Annotated in this window: 22 protein-coding genes; 15 read left to right on the top strand and 7 right to left on the bottom strand. The window is 67.1% G+C overall.

Annotation, left to right across the window (positions count from 1 at the left end; translation table 11 throughout):
- The 6 genes from HZR14_RS04235 (at position 1) to HZR14_RS04210 (ending at position 5970) form a co-directional block, all read left to right on the top strand.
- Entirely contained in the window at positions 1–648 is a 648-nt protein-coding gene (locus HZR14_RS04235) for a precorrin-2 dehydrogenase/sirohydrochlorin ferrochelatase family protein (protein WP_181691625.1), read from the top strand.
- Positions 645–1997, top strand: a complete 1353-nt coding sequence (hemA, locus tag HZR14_RS04230; RefSeq protein ID WP_181691624.1) for a glutamyl-tRNA reductase — start codon at positions 645–647, stop codon at positions 1995–1997. Before HZR14_RS04235 ends, hemA begins: the two co-directional genes overlap by 4 nt.
- Before the next feature lie 190 nt (positions 1998–2187).
- Entirely contained in the window at positions 2188–3258 is a 1071-nt protein-coding gene (gene hemC / locus HZR14_RS04225) for a hydroxymethylbilane synthase (protein WP_181691623.1), read from the top strand.
- Positions 3255–4028, top strand: a complete 774-nt coding sequence (cobA, locus tag HZR14_RS04220; RefSeq protein WP_181691622.1) for a uroporphyrinogen-III C-methyltransferase — start codon at positions 3255–3257, stop codon at positions 4026–4028. Before hemC ends, cobA begins: the two co-directional genes overlap by 4 nt.
- A gap of 145 nt (positions 4029–4173) precedes the next feature.
- Complete coding sequence (locus HZR14_RS04215) at positions 4174–4890, top strand: uroporphyrinogen-III synthase (RefSeq protein ID WP_181691621.1); 717 nt, start codon at positions 4174–4176, stop codon at positions 4888–4890.
- Between the two features lie 81 nt (positions 4891–4971).
- Positions 4972–5970 carry an AAA family ATPase gene (locus HZR14_RS04210; protein WP_181691620.1) on the top strand — a complete coding sequence of 333 codons (999 nt, stop codon included), beginning with the start codon at positions 4972–4974 and terminating at the stop codon, positions 5968–5970.
- Between the two features lie 38 nt (positions 5971–6008).
- Here HZR14_RS04210 and HZR14_RS04205 read toward each other — a convergent pair whose 3' ends face one another.
- Together HZR14_RS04205 and HZR14_RS04200 are read right to left on the bottom strand one after the other, a co-directional pair.
- Complete coding sequence (locus HZR14_RS04205; protein WP_181691761.1) at positions 6009–6956, bottom strand: methyltransferase domain-containing protein; 948 nt, start codon at positions 6954–6956, stop codon at positions 6009–6011.
- 225 nt (positions 6957–7181) lie between these two features.
- Positions 7182–7574, bottom strand: coding sequence for a DUF2237 family protein (locus HZR14_RS04200; RefSeq protein WP_181691760.1), 393 nt, complete (start codon positions 7572–7574; stop codon positions 7182–7184).
- A 150-nt stretch (positions 7575–7724) separates the two neighbouring features.
- On the opposite strand from HZR14_RS04200, the gene HZR14_RS04195 reads away from it, so the two are divergent.
- The 4 genes from HZR14_RS04195 to HZR14_RS04180 all read left to right on the top strand — a co-directional run bounded on the left by HZR14_RS04195 (position 7725) and on the right by HZR14_RS04180 (position 10498).
- Positions 7725–7973 (top strand): sulfurtransferase TusA family protein, encoded by a 249-nt coding sequence (locus HZR14_RS04195; RefSeq protein WP_181691619.1) that lies wholly within the window; start codon positions 7725–7727, stop codon positions 7971–7973.
- Entirely contained in the window at positions 7970–9115 is a 1146-nt protein-coding gene (locus HZR14_RS04190) for an NAD(P)/FAD-dependent oxidoreductase (protein WP_181691618.1), read from the top strand. The genes HZR14_RS04195 and HZR14_RS04190 overlap by 4 nt, the downstream gene beginning before the upstream one ends.
- A gap of 2 nt (positions 9116–9117) precedes the next feature.
- A complete protein-coding gene (locus HZR14_RS04185; protein ID WP_181691617.1) occupies positions 9118–9756 on the top strand; it encodes a helical membrane plugin domain-containing protein in 639 nt (212 codons plus the stop codon).
- Between the two features lie 220 nt (positions 9757–9976).
- On the top strand, positions 9977–10498 hold the full coding sequence (locus HZR14_RS04180) for a GNAT family N-acetyltransferase (RefSeq protein WP_181691616.1): 522 nt from the start codon (positions 9977–9979) through the stop codon (positions 10496–10498).
- Between the two features lie 4 nt (positions 10499–10502).
- On the opposite strand, the gene HZR14_RS04175 is transcribed toward HZR14_RS04180, so the two are convergent.
- The 4 genes from HZR14_RS04175 to HZR14_RS04160 form a co-directional block, all read right to left on the bottom strand.
- Positions 10503–10973: a redoxin domain-containing protein gene (locus HZR14_RS04175; RefSeq protein ID WP_181691615.1), complete on the bottom strand. Its 471-nt coding sequence runs from the start codon at positions 10971–10973 to the stop codon at positions 10503–10505.
- Between the two features lie 59 nt (positions 10974–11032).
- Positions 11033–12250, bottom strand: a complete 1218-nt coding sequence (locus tag HZR14_RS04170) for a hypothetical protein (RefSeq protein WP_181691614.1) — start codon at positions 12248–12250, stop codon at positions 11033–11035.
- A gap of 269 nt (positions 12251–12519) precedes the next feature.
- A complete protein-coding gene (locus HZR14_RS04165; protein WP_181691613.1) occupies positions 12520–13026 on the bottom strand; it encodes a molybdopterin-dependent oxidoreductase in 507 nt (168 codons plus the stop codon).
- Between the two features lie 190 nt (positions 13027–13216).
- Positions 13217–13852 (bottom strand): class I SAM-dependent methyltransferase, encoded by a 636-nt coding sequence (locus HZR14_RS04160; RefSeq protein ID WP_181691612.1) that lies wholly within the window; start codon positions 13850–13852, stop codon positions 13217–13219.
- Between the two features lie 197 nt (positions 13853–14049).
- Between HZR14_RS04160 and HZR14_RS04155 the strand changes: the two genes are divergently transcribed.
- From HZR14_RS04155 to gdhB, 4 genes are all read left to right on the top strand, one after another.
- Entirely contained in the window at positions 14050–14673 is a 624-nt protein-coding gene (locus tag HZR14_RS04155; protein ID WP_181691611.1) for a DUF7998 family protein, read from the top strand.
- A gap of 54 nt (positions 14674–14727) precedes the next feature.
- Positions 14728–15102, top strand: coding sequence for a putative zinc-binding protein (locus tag HZR14_RS04150; RefSeq protein WP_181691610.1), 375 nt, complete (start codon positions 14728–14730; stop codon positions 15100–15102).
- A 103-nt stretch (positions 15103–15205) separates the two neighbouring features.
- Entirely contained in the window at positions 15206–15361 is a 156-nt protein-coding gene (locus tag HZR14_RS04145; RefSeq protein WP_181691609.1) for a rubrerythrin-like domain-containing protein, read from the top strand.
- Positions 15362–15379: 18 nt separating this feature from the next.
- Positions 15380–16663 (top strand): glutamate dehydrogenase GdhB, encoded by a 1284-nt coding sequence (gene gdhB, locus HZR14_RS04140; RefSeq protein WP_181691608.1) that lies wholly within the window; start codon positions 15380–15382, stop codon positions 16661–16663.
- A gap of 203 nt (positions 16664–16866) precedes the next feature.
- Here gdhB and HZR14_RS04135 read toward each other — a convergent pair whose 3' ends face one another.
- Entirely contained in the window at positions 16867–17241 is a 375-nt protein-coding gene (locus HZR14_RS04135; protein WP_181691607.1) for a cupin domain-containing protein, read from the bottom strand.
- Positions 17242–17390: 149 nt separating this feature from the next.
- Here HZR14_RS04135 and HZR14_RS04130 point away from each other — a divergent pair, with 149 nt between their 5' ends.
- Positions 17391–17708 (top strand): CGCGG family putative rSAM-modified RiPP protein, encoded by a 318-nt coding sequence (locus tag HZR14_RS04130; RefSeq protein WP_181691606.1) that lies wholly within the window; start codon positions 17391–17393, stop codon positions 17706–17708.
- Positions 17709–17810: the final 102 nt, after the last annotated feature.

Raw genomic sequence — 17810 nt, 5'->3', positions numbered from 1 at the left:
ATGATCCCATTGTATCACGACTTCACGGACGAGACGGTAGTCGTCTTCGGCGGCGGTCCCGTCGGGGCCCGGAAAGCGCGGCGTTTCGCCCGCGAGGCGACCGTCGTCGTCGTCAGCCCCGAGTTCCCCGAGGTCGACTACGGGGGCGCGGAACTCGTCCGGGCCGCCCCCGACGCCGATGGCATCGCGACGTGGTTCGAGCGGACGGATCCCGCACTCGCCGTCGCCGCGACGGACGCCGACTCGGTGAACGAGGCCGCAGAGCGCGAGGCACGCCGCCGCGGCGTGTTGATAAACAGGGCGGACCACTCCGGGGAGCGCGGCCCGGGCGGCGTCGTCGTGCCCGCGACCGTCCGGGAGGGTGACGTCGCCGTCTCGATATCGACCGGCGGAGCGAGTCCGGCCCTCGCAAAGGAGCTCCGCCGACGCATCGAACGCGAGATCGACGGCGCGGGCGAGCTCGCCGAGATAACCGCCGACGTCCGCGAGGAGCTGAAAGCCCGTGAGGTCGACCCGGCGCGCCGCAGGCGTGCCGTCCGGGAGGTCGTGCGGGCGTCGAGGGTTTGGAAGGATTTAGGTACGGGTGACTCCAACCCCCGACAAACAGTAGACGCCGTCGTCGATTCGGCGTTGGGTGAGAAGCCGTGACCACGGGAACAGAAACCGAAGTCGTCGCCGGCGTCAGCGTCTCTCACAGCAACGCTGACATCGAACAGATCGAGACCGTCGCCGCCGACTCCGGCCGGGCGGCCCTCGAGTCGCTCCTCGGGATCCCCGACGTCCTGGAGGCGTTCGTCCTCCAGACGTGCAACCGGGCCGAAGCGTACGTCGTCTGTGAGACCGCCGAAACGGCCCGAGAGGCCCTCTCGACGTATCTGGGGGACATCGACCGCGATGCCGTCGACGAGTTCGACCACGAGGAGAGCCTCAGACATCTCATGTCGGTCGCCTGCGGGCTCGAATCGCTCGTGTTGGGCGAAGACCAGATCCTCGGACAGTTCCGTGACGCCTACGAGGACGCCCGCGATGTGGGATCGATCGGCCCGACGCTCGACGACGCGGTATTGAAAGCCCTCCACGTCGGCGAACGGGCGCGGAGCGAGACGGCGATCAACGAGGGGGCGATCTCGCTCGGCTCCGCTGCGGTCCGGTTTGCGGAGGACGAACACGGCCTCGACGGGGTCACCGCGCTCGTGGTCGGTGCCGGCGAGATCGCGGCGTTGGCCGCGAAGGCGCTCGACGACCCCGTCGATCGGGTCGTGGTCGCCAACCGGACGCTTTCGCACGCCGAACACCTCGTCCGTCAGCTCGAAACGGAGACGTCCGCCGTCGGCCTGGACGCGCTCGCGGTCGCCGCAGCCGAGTCCGACGTCGTCGTCTCGGCCACCGGGAGTCCGGACCACGTCATCGGCGCTCCCGATCTCGAAACGGCCGGCGAGACGTGTATCGTTGACATCGCACAGCCGCGCGACGTCGCACCCGGAGCCGCCGCCGTCGACGACGTCTCCGTGTACGACCTCGACGCCATCGAGGCGGTGACCGACGAAACCGAAACGAAGCGGCGCGAGGCCGCCGAGACCGTCGAGGCGATGATCGATGACGAACTCGAACGCCTCCTCGGCCAGTACAAACGGAAACGCGCGGACCAGGTCATTGCCGCGATGTACGAGGGTGCAGAACGAATCAAATCCCGCGAGCTCCGGACCGCCGTCTCGAAGCTCGAGGGCGAATCCGAAGAGGGGGTTTCCGACGCGGAGCGGGAGATCCTCGAATCGATGGCAGACGCACTCGTCGGACAGCTCCTCTCGGCTCCGACACAGAGCATCCGCGACGCCGCCGAGAACGACGACTGGTCGACGATCAGCACGGCGTTGCGCCTCTTCGGGCCGGGGCTCGAATTCGAGTCCGCCGAACCGCCGATGGTGCCCGAGGACCCAGTGACCGTCTCCGATGAGATTCCCTTACGTGTCATAGAACAGTTGACCGAGGACGATTGATACTGCCGGACGTACCGACCCGAATCGCGGGCCACTCGACACGCACGTTCGACCGGCGGTTTGGACATGGACCGAGTCGAACGTTCACGAACGTACGTCTGGCAGTATGATACTGACGGCCCGCCACCCGTACACACCGTCGCCCCCCGAAGCCGAAGGGCGTTTCAACCGCCGTGACCCAAACACCGGTATGACGGAGACCATACGGCTGGCGACCAGGGGGTCGGATCTCGCCCTACGGCAGGCCCGGCGGGTAGCCGACGCCCTCGGAACCCGCCGGCGCAACGTCGAGCTACTCGAAGTCGAAACCACGGGTGATGCCATCCGCGACGAACTGATCCACCGGCTGGGCAAGACGGGCGCGTTCGTCAGGAGCCTCGACGAGAAGGTGATCGACGGCGAGGCCGACGCCGCCGTCCACTCGATGAAGGACATGCCGACGGAGTTCCCGTCCGAGCTCGTCGTCGCGGGCGTCCCCGAGCGGGCCGCCCCGGGCGACGTCCTCGTGACACCGGAGGGGTCGACGCTGTCGGCGCTGCCTGACGGCGCGACCGTCGGGACCGCGAGCCTCCGTCGGAAGGCGCAACTGCTCGCCGAGCGGCCGGATCTCGAGGTCCGCCCGCTCCGGGGGAACGTCGACACGCGGGTCGAAAAGCTTCTCGCGCCGACGGTGCGGGCCGAGTGGGACCGCCGGGTCGAGGCCGACGACCGCGAGGACCACGAGGGCGGTCCGGACTACGATCGCCCGCCCGAGGCGTGGCGCGAGGGCCTCCCCGAACTCGAACGGCGGGCGCTCGACCGGGACCCCGACACCGAGTTCGACGCGATCGTCCTCGCGGAGGCCGGGCTGGATCGGATCGGGCTGCTCGAGGACGTCGCCTATCGTCGGCTGCCGAAGCCGTTCGTCTCCGCGCCGGGACAGGGCGCGCTGGCCGTGACCGCACGCGACGACGGGGCGGCGGCGTCGATCCAGGAAGCGCTCGACCACCCGCGGACGCGGGTCGAAACCACGGTCGAACGGACGGTCTTGGGAACGCTTGGCGGCGGCTGTGTCGCCCCGATCGGGATCTACGCGATCGTCCAGGGCGAGCACGTCCAGACGACGGTCCGGGTGCTCTCACAGGACGGAACCGAAGAGATCGAAGCGAGCCGGGAGCTACCGGCCGAACACCACCCCGAAGCGGCCCGGTCGTTCGCGGAGGAGCTCGCGGAGCGGGGAGCGAAAGACCTCATCGCCCGCGCACGGAGGGAGACGGAGTGACGGGGTGCGTGTATCTCGTCGGCAGCGGTCCGGGTAACCCGGAGCTGTTGACGGTGAAAGCGAGGCGGCTCATCGAGGAGTCGGATGTCGTCCTCCACGATACGCTGCCGGGCCCGGAGATCCTCGATTCCATCCCCGAGACCAAACGCGAGGACGTCGGCAAGCGGGCGGGCGGGGAGTGGACGCCCCAGGAGTACACGAACAGACGGCTCGTCGAACTCGCCGAAGAGGGCAAAACCGTCGTCCGGCTCAAGGGCGGCGATCCGTTCGTCTTCGGCCGCGGCGGCGAGGAGGCCGAACACCTCGCAGAACACGGGATCGACGTCGAGTACGTCCCCGGCGTGACGAGTGCGATCGCGGGTCCCGGCGTCGCCGGAATCCCGGTCACCCACCGCGATCACGCCTCCTCGGTGTCGTTCGTTACGGGCCACGAGGATCCGACCAAAGACGAGTCGGCGATCGACTGGGCGGCGCTCGCGGCGACGGGCGGAACGATCGTCGTATTGATGGGCGTCGGGAAGTTGCCGATGTACACCGACGAGTTGGTCTCGGCCGGGATGGCCCCCGAAACGCCCGTCGCGCTCGTCGAGCGGGCGACGTGGCCGAACCAGCGGGTCGCGCTCGGAACGCTCGGGACGATCGTCGACGTACGCGACGAACGGGGGATCGAACCGCCCGCCGTCACCGTCATCGGCGACGTTGCGGCGACGAGAGCCGAGGTCGCGGAGTTCCTACGGAACGACGCCGAATCGGAGGAGACGGAGACATGAACGATACGACGCGATATCGAATCGGAGGAGACGGAGACATGAACGATACGACGCGATATCGAATCGGAGGAGACGGAGACATGAACGATACGACGCGATATCGAATCGACGCGGAGACGGAGGTCACGGCGAACGGGGGCAACAGATGAGCCGGGTCGCGTTCTTCCGGCCCGACGACGAGCGCGCCGCGTCGGCCGCCGAGTTCGTTCGAGGACTGGGGGCGGAGCCGCTCTCGGATCCGATGTTGGCGATCGAGCCGACCGGCGAGACGCCGCGATCGGACGCCGACTACACGGTCCTCACGAGCAAGACCGGCGCGGAACTCGTCGACGGGGGCGGGTGGCACCCGAGCGGGGCGATCGTCGCGATCGGGACGCCGACCGCCGACGCGCTCGAGGCGGCCGGCTATGCGGTCGAGCGACGTCCCTCGGAGTTCTCCTCGTCGGGGCTGGTCGCCGAACTCGCCGCGGACGCCCCCGGGGCGACGATCGAGGTCGCCCGCTCGGATCACGGCTCTCAGGTCCTCCTCGATGGGTTGAACGACGCGGGCGCGTACGTCCACGAAACGGTGTTGTACCGGCTCGTCCGACCCGACGGGGCCGGCGAGTCGGCCGAAGCGGCCGCGGACGGCGAGCTGGCGGGTGCCTGTTTCACCTCCTCGTTGACCGTCGAGCACTTCCTCGGAGCCGCCGCCGAGCGCGGGATCCGTACGGAAGCGATCGATGGGCTGAACGCGGCGACGGTCGGTGCCATCGGCGAGCCGACCCGAGAGACCGCCGAGGCGGCCGGCATCGACGTCGACGTCGTCCCCAAGACGGCCGAGTTCGAGGCGCTGGCCGAGGCCGTCGTCGAGCGGCGCTAATTTCGGCCACACCGCGGCGGGGGCTTTCGTCGAGAGGCGCCGGAGAGGAGGGCTTTTTGCGGGGCGGAACGACCTGACCGTATGGACGCGCCGCTTTGGACGGACGAACACGCCCCGGAGCGCTCCGAGCTCCCACAGCCCGCGGTCCGAGAGCACATAGAGCGTGTGGCCGCCGAGCCCATGAACCTCGTCGTGTTCGGCCCCCGCGGGGTCGGCAAGACGGCCGCGGTCCGGGCGCTCGCCCGCGAGACCCACACGGACCCCGACAACGACTTCGTCGTCATCAACGTCGCGGACTTCTTCGGGCGGACGAAAAAGGAGATCCGGAACGACGAGCGCTTCGAGGGGTTTCTCGAGGGGCGTTCGAGCCTCTCGAAGCGGGACATGATCAGCCACGTGCTGAAAGAGCAGGCCTCCTACCAGCCCGTCTCCGGCGACTTCCGGACGATCCTGCTCGACAACGCCGAGGCGATTCGGGAAGACTTCCAGCAGGCGCTGCGGCGGGTGATGGAGAAGCACTACGAGGCGACACAGTTCGTCATCGCCACCCGTCAGCCCTCGAAGCTCATCCCGCCGATCGAGTCGCGGTGTTTCCCGATCCCCATGCGGGCGCCGACCCACGCCGAGACGGTCGAGGTGCTCGAAGGTATCGTCACCCGGGAAGGCATCGAGTACGACACCGACGGCCTCGAGTACGTCGCGGGCTACGGCGACGGGAACCTCCGAAAGGCGATACTGGGCGCACAGACCGCCGCCGAGGAGGAGGGGGCGGTGACGATGGAGGCCGCCTACGAGGCGTTGGGGGGCATCGGACTCCGGGAGGAGCTCGAATCGATCCTCGCGGCCGCCGACGGAGGAGCCTTCGAGGACGCAAGAGGCGACCTCGACGACCTGCTATACGACGAGGGCTACGACGGCGGGGAGGTCCTCGAGGCGTTGCTCGGGGCCGCCCGGAGCCGATACAGCGCGAAGACGCTCGCGCGGGTCCACGAACTCGCCGGCGAGGTCGAGTTCGAGATGGCCGACGGGACGTCCGATCGCGTCCATCTGGGACGGCTGCTCGCCGAATTGGGCCGCTAGCCCGCCTACCGGCGACCGGAGCGGATCACCCGAGGCGATCACCCGAGCACGTGGACGTACCGGGTCAAAGAGGCGTGGACCCGGCGATCGAACCGGTCCGTGACGGTCCAGCCGGCCGCCTCGGCGGCGTCGTTCCAGATGCGGTCGCCGACGACGACCGCCCGCGAGGCCACCCGGCGGATCTCCGAGAGCGTTCCGCCGACGAGGCCCTCGAGGGAGTCGCCGGCGACCTTCGATTGGCGGCCGTAGGGGACGTCGAGAACCGCGCCGTCGAAGCTCCCGTCGGCGACCGGAAGCCGCGTGGCGTCGCCGCGGAGGACCGTCCCGCCGTCGAGGTAGGCGTCGAGGTTGCGCCGAGTCCCGCGGACCATCTTCGCCTGTGCGTCGACGCCGACGACGGTCGCGCCCGCGAGGCCGGCCTCGACGAGGATGCCGCCGGTGCCGCACATCGGATCGAGGAGTCGGCGTCCCGGGGCCGCTCCGGCGATGTTCGCGAGCGCGCGGGCGTCCATCGGGGCCATGCTCCCCGGCTGGAAGAAGGGCTTTTCCGTCGGCTTTCGGGCGGCGAAGTCGCGGACGGTCTCGGTTTCGAGCCACCCCAATGCCGCGATCCCCGAGGAAAAAAGCGCAACGAACGTGTGGTCGGGATCGTCGAGGTCGACGTCGAAGCCCCGCTCGACGAGGTGCCGCCCGAGGCGGCGCTCGACGGCCTGAGTGTCGATCCCCGTGAGCCCCCTGACGTCGCGGGCCCTGACGGCGACGGTGCCGTCACGGTCGGTCGAGGCGGCCCTTGCGACCGCGCCCGCGGCGTCGACGTCTGGCTCGCAGGTGCCCACCAGCCGGCAGACCCGCCGGGTGTAGGCGAGCGTCTCGGGGGCCTCGACCCCGCGGGCGGTGGCGACTCCCGGTGCGACGAGGTCGACGGCCGAGCAGCGGCTCTCCGCCTCCCTGACCGCGAATGCGTCGTCGTCGCCGGCCAACTCCAGCAGGTACACGCCCGGACGTGGCCGCCGCGGGAAATAAACGACGCGGTCGGGTCCCGATACTGACGGCCGTACCGACGCGTGGAGAGCCGACCCTACGGGGCTATCATCCGCTTTTTTCGATATTCGGGGGCCCCTCGGACGAGAAACATCGACGGCTTGTCTACGAACGCTCGTCCGTATCGGACATCGAGCACACAGAACGGACGGCCGTCCGTCCGGAATCGCCTAGAGGTTCCCGTAGGCGTGGGCCTCCAGCGTCTCCAACTCGACCGCGCCCAGGACGGCTTCGTTCGTCGCCTCGAGGACGACGGGCGGGACGGTCGTCTCGGGAAGGCGCTGCTCGCGCGTCGCCTCGAGGGCCTCGACCCAGCGGCCGAGACAGAGACACCACCGGTCGCCCGCCTCCAGTCCGGGGAACTGCAGGTCCGGCCGCGGCGTCACGAGGTCGTTGCCGCGCTCCCTGCTGAACGACAGGAACGCCGCCGTCATCACCGCACAGAGCTCGTGCCGCCCGCGGTCGTCCGGATGGGTGTGACAGCAGCCGTCGCGTTCGAAGCCGGTGGTCGGGTCGGTACCGCAGGGCTCGAGTTCCCCGCCGAGGACGTTGGTCTCGGGGATGGATTCGGACATACCGACGGAAGGCACTGCGGGGACAAAAGCATCGGCTTCCCGGCGGTTCTCCCCCGAGACGTCCGTCCGTCGTGGGGGTCTTCGCCTGTATTGAGAAATACACACAATATTAATATGTCGCGGGGCGAAGTGTCACGTATGACCGTGATAGAAACCGACATCGACGCCGATGCGACGGTCGATGCCCGCGGGTCGTCGTGTCCCGGGCCGTTGATGGATCTCATCGGGAAGATCCGCGACCTGGAGACGGGTGACGTGGTCGTGTTATTGAGCGACGGCGAGGAGTCACTCACCGACGTCCCCGAATGGGCCGAGGAGTCCGGCAACCGCGTCCTCGAGATCGTCGAGGGCGACGAACACAACGAGATCTACGTGGAGAAGTCATGACGGAACACGTCGTTATCGTCGGTGGCGGCGTCGGCGGGTCGGTACTGGCCAACGACCTCGCCGACCGACTCGCCCCGGAACTGGAAGACGGCGACGTCAGGGTGACGCTTCTCAACGACAGCCCGGAGCACGTCTACAAGCCGGTGTGGCTCTACGTCCCCTTCGGGCAGAGCGAAGTCGATGACGGCCGCCGGCCGCTTGCGGATCTCATCGACAGCCGCATCGAGATCCGCATCGACCGCGTGACCGACATCGATACGGACGCCAAGACGCTCGGGTGTCGGGACAGCGACCGGCCCATCGAGTACGACCACCTCGTGCTCGCAACCGGGGTGACGCTCGCACCCGAGGTAGTGCCCGGCCTCGAGGAAGGGGGACACAACTATTACAGCGAGGCCGGCGCCGAAGCGCTCCGCGAGGAGCTGTTGTCGTTCACCGAGGGCCACCTCGTGTTGAGCGTCGTCGGATCGCCACACATGTGTCCGGTCGCGCCGCTGGAGTTCACGTTCATGGCCGACGACTGGCTCCGGGAGCGCGGGCTTCGGGAGGACGTCGAGATCACCTACACCTACCCGGTCGGACGCGTTCACGGGACCCCTCCCATCGCCGAGTGGGCCCGTCCGGTCCTCGACGACCGCGACATCAACGTCGAGACGTTCTTCAACGCCGAGTCGGTCGATCCCGAGGCGAAGACGATGACCTCGATGGAAGGGACGGAACTCGACTACGATCTCCTCGTTTCGATCCCGCCACACCGCGGCATCGACGTCATCGAGGAGGCCGGCCTCGGCGAGAAGGGCTGGGTCGACGTCGACAACCACACCCTCGAAGCCGAGACGGCCGAGGACGTCTACGCCCTCGGCGATACGGCCGATACGGGCGCACCGAAGTCCGGCAGCGTCGCCCACTACCAGGTTAGCACCGTCGGACAGCGGCTCACCAGCCGGATCCGTGGGCGGCCCCCAACGGCGACCTACGACGGGAAGACGTTGTGTTTCATCGAGACGGGGATGGACGAGGCGACGTTCGTCGCCTTCGACTACGAGAACGCGCCGTCGCCGCCGCCGCCGTCAGAGAAGATCCACTGGTCGAAGCTGGCGTACAACGAGTCCTACTGGCTCACCGCGCGGGGACTGCTCTAGAGATGTCCGAAGAGCTCACCGACGAGCGGGCCGAACTCGAGGCGGCCATCGCCGAGAACCCCGAGGAAGTCGCCGAGTTCGTCCGTCGGCTCGACGCGGTCAACGAGTTGCTCGACGTACTCGCGCTCGGGGAGGGCGCGCTCACCGACGAGATGGTGCGCGACGTCGCCGGGACGACCGCGACGCTGGCGGAGTCCGCGGACGGGATCGCAACCGAGGAGACGGTCGGACTGGCCGAGACCGTCGGCGAAAACGGCGCGGAACTCGAAGACGCCCTCGAGTCGCTTCTCACCCTCCAGCGGACGGGTGCCCTCGACGAACTCGTCGAACTCGGGGGGGTCGCATCACTCTTGACCTCCGCCCTCGACGACGAGATGGTCACCTCGCTGGCGGGGACGGGGACGTCGCTCGGCGAACTCGCCGATACCGCCACCGAGGAGGATACCCACGACGGACTCGAGACGATGCTCGAGGGGGTCGCCGCGGCCGAGGCGGAGACGCCCGAGCAGGTCGGCCCCCTCGGCCTGTTGGGGGCCGCACGGGATCCCGACGTCCAGTACGGTCTCGGATATCTGCTCTCGATCGCTCGAGCGATCGGACGGGAACGGACGGAAACGGGAGCGGCGGAAACCACCCAGTAGCGACGTGGATATTCGGATGCGTGAGCCGCGTGCTCGCGACCCGAAGGGGGTCGGCGTTACCGACGTCCGTCCCCGACGCCTCCGGTTTCCGTCCGGCCCGAGACCGAGGATTCTTTCCCCCGCACCGTCTACGGGCGGGCATGACAGTCGGCGTCGGTTCCGAGACATACGACAACGTCGCGACGGCCGGGCCCACGATGGGCGTCGGCGGGGCGGGGCGATGACGGGGTCCGTGACCGTTCGCGAGGCGAGCGCCGCCGACGCCGAGGCGGTCCGCGAGGTGGCCGAGGCCGCGTGGTACGCCGCGTTGGGGGGGGCGCTCGACCCCTCGACGGTCGCGGCCGCGATCGAGGAGTACTACGACCCCGAGATCGTCGCCGCGGGGATCGAGGCCGACGCGGTCGAGTTCTACGTCGCGGAGGTCGATACCGAACCGGACGCCGAGGGGGGCGAGACGGTCGGCTTCGCGAGCGCCGAGCGGACCTGGGCCGACGAGGTCGAACTCCACACGGTGTACGTCCACCCCGATCGGTGGGGTGGAGGGATCGCCTCGGCACTGCTCGATCGGGTCGAAACCTGGGCCCGAGGACAGGGCGTCGATCGGATCGCCTGCGGCGTCCTCGCCGGAAACGCCGTCGGAATCGGCTTCTTCGAAGCCGCCGGGTTCGAACGGCACGGAACGTCCCAAGCCGAGATCGTCGGGACGGTGTGCGAAGAGTACGAGTACGAGTTTCAGGTGTAAGAACTCAGATCGCTTCGAGGAGCTCGGTATACTCCGGTTCGTTCGTCGGATCGTCGGCGACCCACTGGTACGTGACCGTACCGCTGTCATCGAGGACGAACACCGCCCGGTTCGCGATTCCGTGGAGACCGAGGTCCGGAAGGTCGATTTCGAGGTCGTAGGCCCGGATCGCTTCGCGTGCCATATCGCTCACGAGGTCGAATTCGAGACCGTGCTCCTCGCGGAAGGTTCCCTGTGAGAACGGAGAATCCGCGCTAATGCCGAAGACCGTCGCGTCCGCGTCGCCGAACGCGTCGAGTTCGTTCTGGAGTGCGATCATCTCGTTCGTACACGGCGGGGTGAACACTCCGGGGAAGAACGCGAGGACGACGGGGCCGTCGCCGAGGTGATCCCCGAGATCGAACGACTCGTGATCACTGGTACCGAGCGTTGCCGTGAATGTCGGGGCGGTGTCACCAACTTCGGGATGAGACATGGACGAGGGTTGCGTCCGCAGTATCATAAAGGCTGCCGAAAATGTGACTCGCCACCGAGTTATATGCTCGCGAAACGGCGTCCGAGGAGGTAGCTGTATCCGATCGCCCCGAGTACGGATGCCGCCGTCCCGGTACTGGCCAACAGTTCGTAAGGGGTGAGAATACCGGCGACCTGGAGTGTGACACCGACCCCGAGCAGTCCGATCGTCGCTCTCGCCGACCGTGGGTGGGCCCCGGTGAACTGCCCCTCCGACACCGGGAAAAAGAGGTACGCGTACCCGACGATCGTGAGCGGGAAGAATCCGGCGAGCACGAGCGTCCGATGGGCGGCTATGAGCCCCATCTCACCGAGCCCGAACGCGACTGGAAGCGAGGATCCGACGGCGATTCCCCCGGCGACCGCACCGAGGACGATCCCCGAGAGGCCGACCCGAACGCGGCTCGTTTCCCGGGCGACGAACAGCACGAGGCCCACGTATCCGGTCATCGAGGCCGCCGCGGCCACGGCACCGATCCGGAACCAGGGGCCGATCCAGAGGTACGTTCCGAGGGGAATCGGCGCGATGAGACCGGTCACGAGGACGGCCCGGACGATGGCCCGTGGCGGTGAGACGTGAAAGAATCCGAGCAGCAGACGGGCCCCGAGCGAGTAGATCAAAAGCGTCCCGAATCCGATCAGATAGTAGTGAGTGACCTGCGAAAGCGTGGCTGAACCGATCGAAGTCGGGAGCACGGCCACGACGAGGACGGCCGTTCCGACGACGAGATAGCCGATCGCGGCCGGCATCGTCGCCGTGGCGAGTCGGGTCGAGCGTTGGGGCGTATCGCCCCCCCGGAAGACCTCGGTGGGGGAGCGAACGAGCACGGGAGCGACGCTTGCGAGCAACGAACCGACGAAGACGACGACGCCGAGCGTCCAGGACGCTGTACCGACGTATACCAGTACGTCGGTGTCTCCGACGAGTCGGAATAGGCCGACGTCCCCCACGAGTCGGTCCCCCACGAGTCGGTCCCCCACGAGAGAACCGGCCCCGAGGTAGGTCGCGACGAAGTGGACGCCCGCAAGCCGCTGGTCGACGAGGGTCGTACCCACGTACGGCGGGAGAAGGAGATACGCCATGCCGAAGATCATCGGACAGATGAACCCGAAGACGGCGATCAAGAGAGGGATCGGACGGCCGACCCCAGAGCGGGTCGCGAGGAGAAAGAGGACGAACGATCCAGCACTCGCGATCGTGAACCGCTGCGTCCACTTCCGTAGCCCGGCCGAACCCATTGTTTATGTACCGTCGGGGAACGGTATCCGTCGGTATCGCTCGCCCGCCGGAACGGGTTCACGGACCCAACCGAGTGTCAGGGCACGTCCGAGTGAGTACCGAACCGCCGAGCAGCGGCGGCGACGTGCCCGAGAAAGCCCACGAACGGCGGATCGAAACCCTCCGAAACGACAGATCCGGCACCCTCCGAAACGGCGAAGCGGGTCGCCTCCGAAACGGCGAAGCGGATCGCCTCCGAAAGGGCACTCGGAAAGCGGGGTCACGGAGCTCACGCCCCGTCGATCCGTCCCAGAGCCGTCCCCCTGGCGGTCGACTCCGCGGCCAGCGACGACGTCCCGAGTTCGATCTCGGATACCCACTTGATGCTCTCCCAGCAGTCGCTGTCGGAATCGGTCGGAACCAACCGTGCCGGGCCGCCGTGTTCCGGCGGGAGCGGATCGCCGTCGAGTTCGACGGCGAGAAGCGACTCGGCGAGGCGATCGATCGTGAACGAACACGCGTACTCGCCGTCCGATGCGCGAACGAGCGCGCACTCGCTTCCGGCCGCGGGGGCGGCGCAGTCGAGTAGCTCTCCGAGACGGATCCCACGCCAGGAGAGCCCCTCCGCGACCCACCCCTCGGTGCAGGCGAAGTCCTCGGTGAACGTTTCGACCGGAAACGCCGTGAGATCGCGTCGCTCCAGTTGCAGTGGCCGTCCGACGCTCCCGGACACGTCCAGCGTCCACCCCTCCGTTTCGACGCCCTCGGGGATGGCGTGACGTTTGAGTTCGCTCATTGATCAGAACCAGACGCCGCCCTGTCAAAAAGGCTGGTTCGAACACGTCCGAACGCGTCGGTCGTCGTGGCCGTCCGTTTCGTCGATTCGGGGACACGAGTGTCTGTGCGCGGTCGGACGAGCGCTTGCATCCTGTCGAACGAGTGCTTGCGCCCGATCGGACGAGCGTTCTCGCCCGGTCGACACCACATCAGTGCTGTGGACGGAGCGGATACGGCTGTCTCGTTCCCGTGGACTTTCGCGCGAGCAGCCGTGCGGTCGCGCGCCCCTTCCCCTCGGACGGCCGTTCGATCGCCTCGTCGTAGTGGAGGACGGTCAAATCGAGACACGAGTGCAGGAGTTCGTTGGCGGCGTACCGGTACCGGTCGTCGCTCGCCCCGCCCGGCGTCGGATCCGACGACCGGAGATGGTGTTCGACGAACACGCATCCGCCGGGGGCGAGCGCTTCTTTGACGTCGGCAAACCGGTCGAGACACCGGTAGAAACTGACCGTGATCAGCGCATACCGGTCTGTGGGGAAGGCGTGTGCCGAGACGTCGGCCCGTATCCAGTTGATCCGGGACTCGACGCCCCGGCGGGACGCGTTCTCGCGGGCGATTTTGAGCCCCTCGTACGACTGGTCGATCGCGTCGACGGTATATCCCGACGCGGCGAGAAACACCGCGTTCCGACCCGTGCCGGTGGCGATATCGAGGGCGCGACCGTCGGGGAGTTCGCCGACGTATCGTCGAAGGAGCGGGGACGGGTCCGGATCCTGTGGGTACGATCCGCTCCGAAACCGTTCGTCCCACTGCTTCAGTTCCTGGCGTCGGGTGGTTCGTTCCATGGATCGCTACGCCGCTGTCCGGGCCGGCGGTCGGCCGGTCGGTGCATCGGCTCCTCTCCCGTCGGAGCCGATGCTGGCGACGTTTCCACGTCGGGGCCGGAAAAATAAGCTGTTGTGCCGAACGTGTTCCCGGCGAAAAGGGGAGTTCGAACATCTCCGGGGATGATCGTATGTATGTCCGTCCCGAAGACGTGTCCATGCCGGGCTTTCCCTCACCGTTCGGGTCCGACGACAGCGGCCTGTTCGACAGCTACGACGAGTTCGTCCCGGAGGACGTTCCGACGCCGGGGCGGTTTCTCACGGGACACGACGTACTCACGGGGCGTGATCACGTCGCCTTCCATCGGCTGACGAGAGAGCTCTTCGAGGAGCGGAAGGTGTACGACATGACGTTCAACTACAACCTGGCGCGGCTCAATCTGGATACCCGACACACGAACGCCGGATACCGGTACGCAGAGGAGCGACCGGACGCCGACGATGCCGTAGGGGACGACGGCGCAGACCGGGTCCTGCGCGCGGCGTTCACGCCGACGACCCCGTTTTGTCCGCAGACGCACACGCTGACGTTCGGATCGTTCCGCGCCTGGAACGGGCTCTCCGAGCGCCACGAGTACGACCTCGTCCGGGTCCGTGCCGCGCCGATGCATCACCAAAGCGAGGCGATCAACGACCAGCTCGCGGAGCTGGAGACGACGTACCTGGAAACCGGAGACCTGACCGCCGGCCCCGAGGCCAGCGCCGGGGTCGGGTCCACCCCCATGGAGCGCACCGGGGAACGAGAAGAACCGAGCAGGGGCTCGCCGGACGCCCCGTTCTGAACGCGAACGTATTCGGGAATTCCTTCTCGTGTTCGACCGCCGAAGTTTTCGGCGATGGCTACTGACTACGACGAGCTCCCGTTGGTGTATTCGTGTTCGGGGTGTTCGAGCGCGGCACAGATGGCGAACGACCTCGCTGTCAAACTCGACCGCGAGCGCGTCGCGGAGATGTCCTGTATCGCGGGCGTCGGCGGGGACGTCGGCCCGCTCGTGAACACCGCGACCTCCGGCCGTCCGACGCTCGTGATAGACGGCTGTCCGCTGGAATGTGCGCGAAAGAGCCTCGAACAACACGACGTCACGCCCGAGTGCCACGTCAACCTCGCAGAACGGGGCGTCCCGAAGGGATACCACACGGGGTACGACGACGAGCGGGCCGACCGCCTGTTCGACGAACTCGTCGAAGCGGCCGAGCGCCTCGAACAGTGAGTTCGTCTACCGGTCCGGATGGGTGATCCGTCCACCCGACCGCCGGCGGAATTAATACTCATTATACAATATATATTTAACCAAGGAGCCCCGAGTATCGGGTATGCCCGAAGGACACGATATCGAGCACGATACGGCGGACATCTCCTCCGAGTATGAGTGTCTCCAATGCGGGATGATCGTCGAGGCCGAAACACATCCCGGGGAGTGTTCGGACTGTGGCGGCGAGTTCCAGAACCGCGCGAAATCGGTCGAATAACCGTTTTCCGGGACCCCGATGTCAGACAGCCTCCAATCCACCGACGAACAGGCCGAACAGCCGCCCGAAACGCCGCTCGATACCGCCCGATACCAACTCGACAAGGCCGCATCCCTCATCGAGGTCGACGAAAACATCATCGAGCGACTTAGCCACCCGACGTCGGTCCACGAGGTCACGGTCCCGCTCAAACGCGATGACGGGACCGTGGACGTGTTCAGCGGATACAGGGCCCAACACGACAGCGTCCGCGGACCATACAAAGGCGGCCTCCGGTATCATCCACACGTCGACCGCGAGGAGGTCATCGGACTCTCGATGTGGATGACCTGGAAGTGTGCCGTCGTCGACCTCCCCTTCGGCGGCGCGAAAGGGGGGATCAACGTCGATCCGAAGGCCCTCAGTGACGGGGAGATCGAACGGCTAACGCGCCGTTTCACCAACGAACTCCGGAACGTCATCGGGCCGCAAACGGACATCCCCGCGCCGGATATGGGGACGAACGCCCAGACGATGGCCTGGATCATGGACACCTACAGCATCCAGGAGGCCGAAACGGCCCCGGCCGTGGTGACCGGCAAGCCGATCGCCGTCGGCGGGAGTGAGGGCCGCCAGGAAGCCCCCGGTCGGAGCGTCGCGATCATCAGCCGCGAGCTACTGGAGTACTACGATCGCCCGCTTTCCGAGACGACCGTCGCCGTGCAGGGCTTCGGGAGCGTCGGCGCGAACGCCGCCCGGCTACTCGAGGAGTGGGGCGCGACCGTCGTCGCGGTCAGCGACGTAAACGGGGCGGCCTACGACCTGACCGGCCTCGATACGTCCGGGATCCCCTCCCACGATCAAGAGCCCGAGGCGGTCACGGAGTACGCCGAGGACACGATCAGCAACGCGGCGTTGCTCGAACTCGACGTCGACCTCCTCGTTCCGGCAGCGCTCGGGAACGTGATCACCGAGGGGAACGCGGACGATATCCGGGCGGATTTCGTCGTCGAGGGCGCAAACGGCCCGACGACGTTCACCGCCGATTCGATCCTCACCGACCGTGGGATCCATGTCGTGCCCGACATCCTCGCGAACGCGGGCGGGGTGACGGTCAGTTACTTCGAGTGGGTCCAAGACATCAACCATCGCACGTGGTCCCTGGATCGGGTAAACGAGGAGCTCGAAGCCGTGATGATCGACGCGTGGGATGCGGTCCGCCGCGAGGTCGAAAACAGGGGCGTGACCTGGCGGGAGGCCGCCTATATCGTCGGGGTATCCCGGATCGCGGCCGCCCACGAGAGTCGGGGGCTGTGGCCGTGAGGCGATTGTCAGTTGCTGTGGCCGTGAGGCGATTGTCAGTTGCTGTGGCCGTGAGATAACCGTCGATCGAAGGCCGACGGCGGACGGGACCTCTCATACTGACGGGCAAAAGAATGTACACACGACGCAGAGGATCACGCCGTTCGACGGAGCGAACGGCGGATCACTCGTGAGTCGGTTTCATTTGATTTCGTCCACCAGTATCAGTTCGACGGATCGAACTCGTCGTTTCGCAGTCCCTGACGGACCGGTTCGTGTTCGGCGTCGGTCGGTGGGGGGGAAGTCACGAGTACCGCTTCGAGACGGCCGTCGTCGGCGCGGACGCCCCGCTCGCGGCCGGCCGGAACCGTGACTACGGAGCCGGGGGCTACCTCGTGTTCCTCCTGGCCGTCACGCACGATGCCCGTCCCGTCTTGGACGACGATCGTGACGTCGCTATCGGCGGCATGTACCGGGATGAACTGACCGGGCTCAAAGTATCCGCAGACGGTTTTCGATCGTTCCGTCCGGAACACCCCGTGTGCGGCGAATCGTTCGGGGTCGTACTCGCGTTCCGCGTCGACGGTAGTTGCCGGCATACGTATCGGATTGTGGCCCGGTATTCCCCTATATTGTGCCGAACATCTTCCGACGGCCGAGCGGACGGGTGCGGTCTCGACGGGCACGCCGGCCCCGATGATCGAACACACCCCCGATATATATCGTAGTGGAGCACCTAGACCCGCGTATGAGTTCGACGGATCACGATCACGACCACGAGTCGGACGCGGAGCCAGTTACCGAGGAGGTTCACGACAACTCGTGGTCGGTAAACCTCGAGAAGCCCCGCTACGCCGACGACGTCGGTCTCGCCGTCCACGACGCGATCGACGCGGTCGAACACACCGCCCCCGGCAATCACGTGAATCTCGTCACCCACGCCGCGCTCGGCCATCCGGAGGCGTTCCTGTATGAGGTCCTGCTCGAGGAGTACCCGGAGTTCGAATGGGAGTATATCAAGCAGTGTGGATGTGGCGGCCACGTTACCCGCGTCCACGTGGAGTGACTGTCGCGGTATTTGAATCGACGCCGAACATATTCGTCCCAACACCCTTTTAGGCTGGCCTAAAACGAACCGGTGGGAACAGATCACACCAATCAATACCCA

This window comes from Natronomonas salinimetallica, assembly GCF_013839515.1.
Classification (GTDB): domain Archaea; phylum Halobacteriota; class Halobacteria; order Halobacteriales; family Haloarculaceae; genus Natronomonas.
The sequence above is the reverse complement of the archived record's forward strand: the minus strand, read 5'-3'. Positions and strand labels throughout refer to the sequence as shown.

Bases quoted from the DNA above. Each gene is read 5' to 3' on its own strand.
- HZR14_RS04235 (WP_181691625.1), top strand. From the start codon at position 1: ATGATCCCATTGTATCACGACTTCACGGACGAGACGGTAGTCGTCTTC.
- hemC (WP_181691623.1), top strand. From the start codon at position 2,188: ATGACGGAGACCATACGGCTGGCGACCAGGGGGTCGGATCTCGCCCTA.
- HZR14_RS04215 (WP_181691621.1), top strand. From the start codon at position 4,174: ATGAGCCGGGTCGCGTTCTTCCGGCCCGACGACGAGCGCGCCGCGTCG.
- HZR14_RS04210 (WP_181691620.1), top strand. From the start codon at position 4,972: ATGGACGCGCCGCTTTGGACGGACGAACACGCCCCGGAGCGCTCCGAG.
- HZR14_RS04195 (WP_181691619.1), top strand. From the start codon at position 7,725: ATGACCGTGATAGAAACCGACATCGACGCCGATGCGACGGTCGATGCC.
- HZR14_RS04190 (WP_181691618.1), top strand. From the start codon at position 7,970: ATGACGGAACACGTCGTTATCGTCGGTGGCGGCGTCGGCGGGTCGGTA.
- HZR14_RS04185 (WP_181691617.1), top strand. From the start codon at position 9,118: ATGTCCGAAGAGCTCACCGACGAGCGGGCCGAACTCGAGGCGGCCATC.
- HZR14_RS04180 (WP_181691616.1), top strand. From the start codon at position 9,977: ATGACGGGGTCCGTGACCGTTCGCGAGGCGAGCGCCGCCGACGCCGAG.
- HZR14_RS04175 (WP_181691615.1), bottom strand. From the start codon at position 10,973: ATGTCTCATCCCGAAGTTGGTGACACCGCCCCGACATTCACGGCAACG.
- HZR14_RS04170 (WP_181691614.1), bottom strand. From the start codon at position 12,250: ATGGGTTCGGCCGGGCTACGGAAGTGGACGCAGCGGTTCACGATCGCG.
- HZR14_RS04165 (WP_181691613.1), bottom strand. From the start codon at position 13,026: ATGAGCGAACTCAAACGTCACGCCATCCCCGAGGGCGTCGAAACGGAG.
- HZR14_RS04160 (WP_181691612.1), bottom strand. From the start codon at position 13,852: ATGGAACGAACCACCCGACGCCAGGAACTGAAGCAGTGGGACGAACGG.
- HZR14_RS04155 (WP_181691611.1), top strand. From the start codon at position 14,050: ATGCCGGGCTTTCCCTCACCGTTCGGGTCCGACGACAGCGGCCTGTTC.
- HZR14_RS04150 (WP_181691610.1), top strand. From the start codon at position 14,728: ATGGCTACTGACTACGACGAGCTCCCGTTGGTGTATTCGTGTTCGGGG.
- HZR14_RS04145 (WP_181691609.1), top strand. From the start codon at position 15,206: ATGCCCGAAGGACACGATATCGAGCACGATACGGCGGACATCTCCTCC.
- gdhB (WP_181691608.1), top strand. From the start codon at position 15,380: ATGTCAGACAGCCTCCAATCCACCGACGAACAGGCCGAACAGCCGCCC.
- HZR14_RS04135 (WP_181691607.1), bottom strand. From the start codon at position 17,241: ATGCCGGCAACTACCGTCGACGCGGAACGCGAGTACGACCCCGAACGA.
- HZR14_RS04130 (WP_181691606.1), top strand. From the start codon at position 17,391: ATGAGTTCGACGGATCACGATCACGACCACGAGTCGGACGCGGAGCCA.